This is a genomic window from Saccharomonospora halophila 8, from assembly GCF_000383775.1.
In the GTDB taxonomy this organism is placed as follows: domain Bacteria; phylum Actinomycetota; class Actinomycetes; order Mycobacteriales; family Pseudonocardiaceae; genus Saccharomonospora; species Saccharomonospora halophila.
In genome coordinates this window covers 4468-7928 of the sequence record NZ_KB912491.1, presented here as the reverse complement: position 1 = coordinate 7928, position 3461 = coordinate 4468, and the positions used below count along the sequence as shown (strand labels likewise).

Genomic DNA, 3461 nt, shown 5'->3' with positions numbered 1-3461 from the left:
GCCGAGCGTGAGGCGGCGGCCGCCCTGGTGCGCCTGCCCGCGCTCGTCCCGCTCGTCATCCTGCGCGGCAGCGGCGAGACCACCAGGTCGTTGTCCACCGAGGCGGCGACCCACGGCGTCCGCACCATGGCTCACGCGGACGGCGGCGGGGTCCTCTACGTCGACCGGGAGGCGGACCCGGAGACGGTGCGTTCCCTGGTCACGGACAGTCTGGACCGGCTCGGCGTGTGCAACCGGCTCAACCTGCTGCTGATCCACGACGAGGTCTACGACAGCCTGTGGCCGGTGGTGTCGGAGGCCGCCGGACAGCGCGGGGTCCGGCCGTCCCTGCCGCCGCACGACCATCCGGTCGGCTACGAGTGGGCGCTGGACTCCGAGCACGAGGCCACCGTGACGGTCGCGCGGGTCGGCGGGCCCGGCGAGGCCGTCACCCTCGCCAACGAGGAGACGTCCGGCCTCGCGGCGGGCATCGCCACCGAGAACGCCACCACCGCGGAGGCGTTCTTCGACGCCTACCGGGGCACCGGGGTGTTCTGGAACGCCCCGACCCGGCTGCTCGACGGCTTCAAGCTGCTCGGCGTGCCGGAGACGGGCATCAACCTGGACAACGTCCCCGGACCACGCGGCCCCGTCACCTACACCGACCTCTCCGTCCGCCAGTACGCCGTCCTCCCGGAAGGCCGCTGAGCAACGGGCTACGTCCCGGCGGGTGTCACCCGGTGTTCGTCTCACACGGGTGTGATCGACTTCTGGCATCGGCACGATGCTGCGGTCAACCGAGGAAAGCAGATGTGCATATACCTGGGGTTGCGCGCAGGGGCTGCTAGGTGTTCTTCAGCTTGCTCGGGTATATCTCGTGGTGCGGATCCCACCAGATGACGTGAAAGACGTTGTCGTGCAGAAACCCGTAGAGACGCTGGGTGCCGGTGAACTCGAACCTCTGGATCTTCGTCATCTCATCGAGCCGCAGCGTCGTCAGACGGTCAAGTGCTTCCTGCAGCAGCCCGCTGGGCAGGTCGTACTCCTTGAAGAACCTGTTGCTGTTCCTCAGCTCGTGAACGGTCATCGACTCACAGTGCGCCATCTTCGTCATCAGTTCGCGCCACTGCTCGGACATGACGTCGTCGAAGCACCAACGGCTGTCATGATCGACATGCTTGAACCGCCAGCAGAGTCGTTCGCCCGAATTATGAACGCCGGGCAGAACCGCGCTTGACGGCACGACCTTGCCCTTGCGATCGGGCGGCGTGTGGTGAGGTTTCTGCTTCTTCTTATTGCCCATCGACGGTGGTGAGTGCCTCGAAGAACTCTGCGATGTCTGCGTCGGTGAGCGGCTCGTTGCTCCGGTCGAGATCGTTCGCACCCGAGCGTCCCCGGGCCCGTTGCCACGGTGGTTCCCGATGAGTCATCTCGGACAGCTGATGCGCCGTCATATGGCTGAGACCGTCCAGTACGAGGTCGATGGACTCGCGTTCGCCGTCGTCCAGGCGGCCCGGGTCGCCATCGAGAGCGTCCGCCGGGAGCTGGAACAAGCCACGATGTTGCTGGTACAGCTGAGGGCAGACGGGCCCGTTCGCCCATGCTTCGAAGCGTTCGGTGAACAGCGGCCGTTCTTCCCATGCCAAGTGGTAGCCGTACGCGTAATAGCAGAGCTTCTGGAGCTTCATGGCCGTCATCGGGCCACGCTCCGCCAGGATGTAACTGGCTACATCAAGTACGGTCGCCATGGCTCGCTGCCTCCTTTCCCAGTAGTGGTCGACCCTCTCACAACAGCGTGTCAAGAGGCGTGTCGCAAGCCACTGTCGGTCCGTTTCCCACTCGAACGGCGTACCCGTTCCGATCGTCTCGGAGAGTGTCCCGGCGCGCACGCTTCGTCGGTCGCGCGGTCCTCCGGTACACCCGTACCGGAAGGACGGGATCGAACGTGGGTTCGATGGGGTAGTCTGGGGCCTCGCGCCTGCCTGGGTTCTGCCACGGCCGTGGCGCCCTTTTCGCACCCTTCCCTGACGAAGCAGGAACACACATGGTCGCCAGTACGGCGGAGCAGCAAAGCGTGACCGACCACCTCGACGGATTCTCCGATCTGGCGCTGCACCCGGCGCTGTCCCGGGCACTCGCGGAGCTCGGGTACTCCGAACCCACCCCGATCCAGCGGGCGGCCGTGCCCCCGCTGCTGGCGGGGCGGGACCTCGTCGGTCAAGCCGCCACCGGCACGGGCAAGACCGCCGCGTTCGCGCTGCCGCTGCTGCACCGTCTCGCCGACGGCGAGCGCGGCACGGCGCCGCGCACTCTGGTCCTCGTCCCGACCCGGGAGCTCGCCGCCCAGGTCTGCGCGGCGTTCGACGGCTACGGTCGGCACCTCGGTGTCCGGGTCGTGCCCGTCTACGGCGGCCAGCCGATGGGCAGGCAGCTGCGGGCCCTCGAACAGGGGGCCGACGTGGTGGTGGCCACCCCCGGGCGCGCACTGGACCATCTGGCCCGCGGCTCGCTCCGGCTGGACCGACTCGACGCGGTCGTGCTGGACGAGGCCGACGAGATGCTCGACATGGGCTTCGCCGAGGACATCGACGCCATCCTCCAGCGCACCCCGGACGAGCGGCAGACCATGCTCTTCTCGGCCACGATGCCGCCCCGGATCGCCGGTCTGGTGCGCCGGTACCTGACCGACCCGGAGCGCATCGAGCTCACCCGGGCCGAGTCGGTGAGCGGTGACGCCGCCATGATCCGGCAGACCGCCTACCTCGTGCCGCGCGGGTACAAGCCCGCCGCGCTCGGCCGGGTACTCGACCTCGAGGCGCCGAAGGCCGCGGTGGTGTTCTGCCGCACCCGGGAGGAGGTCGACCGGCTCACCGAGACCATGAACGGTCGGAACTACCGGGCGGAGGCCCTGCACGGCGGCATGGATCAGCAGCAACGCGACCGTGTCGTGGGCCGGCTCCGGGCCGGCACCGCCGATCTCGTCGTGGCCACCGACGTCGCCGCGCGCGGCCTCGACATCGACCAGTTGACCCACGTCGTCAACTACGACGTGCCCAGCGCCCCCGATGTCTACGTCCACCGCATCGGCCGGGTCGGCCGCGCGGGACGGGAGGGCTCCGCGGTCACCCTCGCCGAGCCGCGCGAGCAGCGGATGATCGCCACGATCGAACGCGTGACGAACCAGAAGATGGCGGTGGAGAAGCTGCCCACCGTCGCCGACCTGAAGGCGCGCAGGCTGGAACTGACCCGTGCGGCGCTGCGGGAGACCCTGCTCTCCGACGGCGACGAACTCGGGCACTACCGGGACGCGGTGGAGTCGCTCGCCGGAGAGTTCGACGTCGAGCGGGTCGCGCTGGCGGCGGTGAAACTCGCCCACGAGGCGGGTGGGCCGGTCGGGGAGGAGGACGAGATCCCCGAGGTGCGGCCGGAGGCGCGCGGCGAACGCGGGAGCCGCGGCGACGACGGGAACGCACGCCGCGGCG

Annotated in this window: 3 protein-coding genes and 1 pseudogene; 2 read left to right on the top strand and 2 right to left on the bottom strand. The window is 69.1% G+C overall.

Annotation, left to right across the window (positions count from 1 at the left end; genetic code table 11):
- A pseudogene (locus SACHA_RS0103775) lies at positions 1-687 on the top strand (aldehyde dehydrogenase family protein); the annotation flags it as partial.
- 136 nt (positions 688-823) lie between these two features.
- Here the strand turns inward: SACHA_RS0103775 and SACHA_RS24290 are convergent.
- Entirely contained in the window at positions 824-1282 is a 459-nt protein-coding gene (locus SACHA_RS24290) for a hypothetical protein (protein ID WP_157601583.1), read from the bottom strand.
- Positions 1272-1727, bottom strand: coding sequence for a Panacea domain-containing protein (locus tag SACHA_RS0103765; RefSeq protein ID WP_019807332.1), 456 nt, complete (start codon positions 1725-1727; stop codon positions 1272-1274). Before SACHA_RS0103765 ends, SACHA_RS24290 begins: the two co-directional genes overlap by 11 nt.
- 296 nt (positions 1728-2023) lie before the next feature.
- Between SACHA_RS0103765 and SACHA_RS20125 the strand changes: the two genes are divergently transcribed.
- Positions 2024-3461: DEAD/DEAH box helicase (locus SACHA_RS20125; RefSeq protein ID WP_019807331.1), on the top strand; the 1438-nt coding region annotated here is incomplete at its 3' end.

What these genes read in the sequence shown, in the direction of transcription:
- SACHA_RS24290 (WP_157601583.1), bottom strand. Translation starts at nt 1,282, where the DNA reads ATGGGCAATAAGAAGAAGCAGAAACCTCACCACACGCCGCCCGATCGC.
- SACHA_RS0103765 (WP_019807332.1), bottom strand. Translation starts at nt 1,727, where the DNA reads ATGGCGACCGTACTTGATGTAGCCAGTTACATCCTGGCGGAGCGTGGC.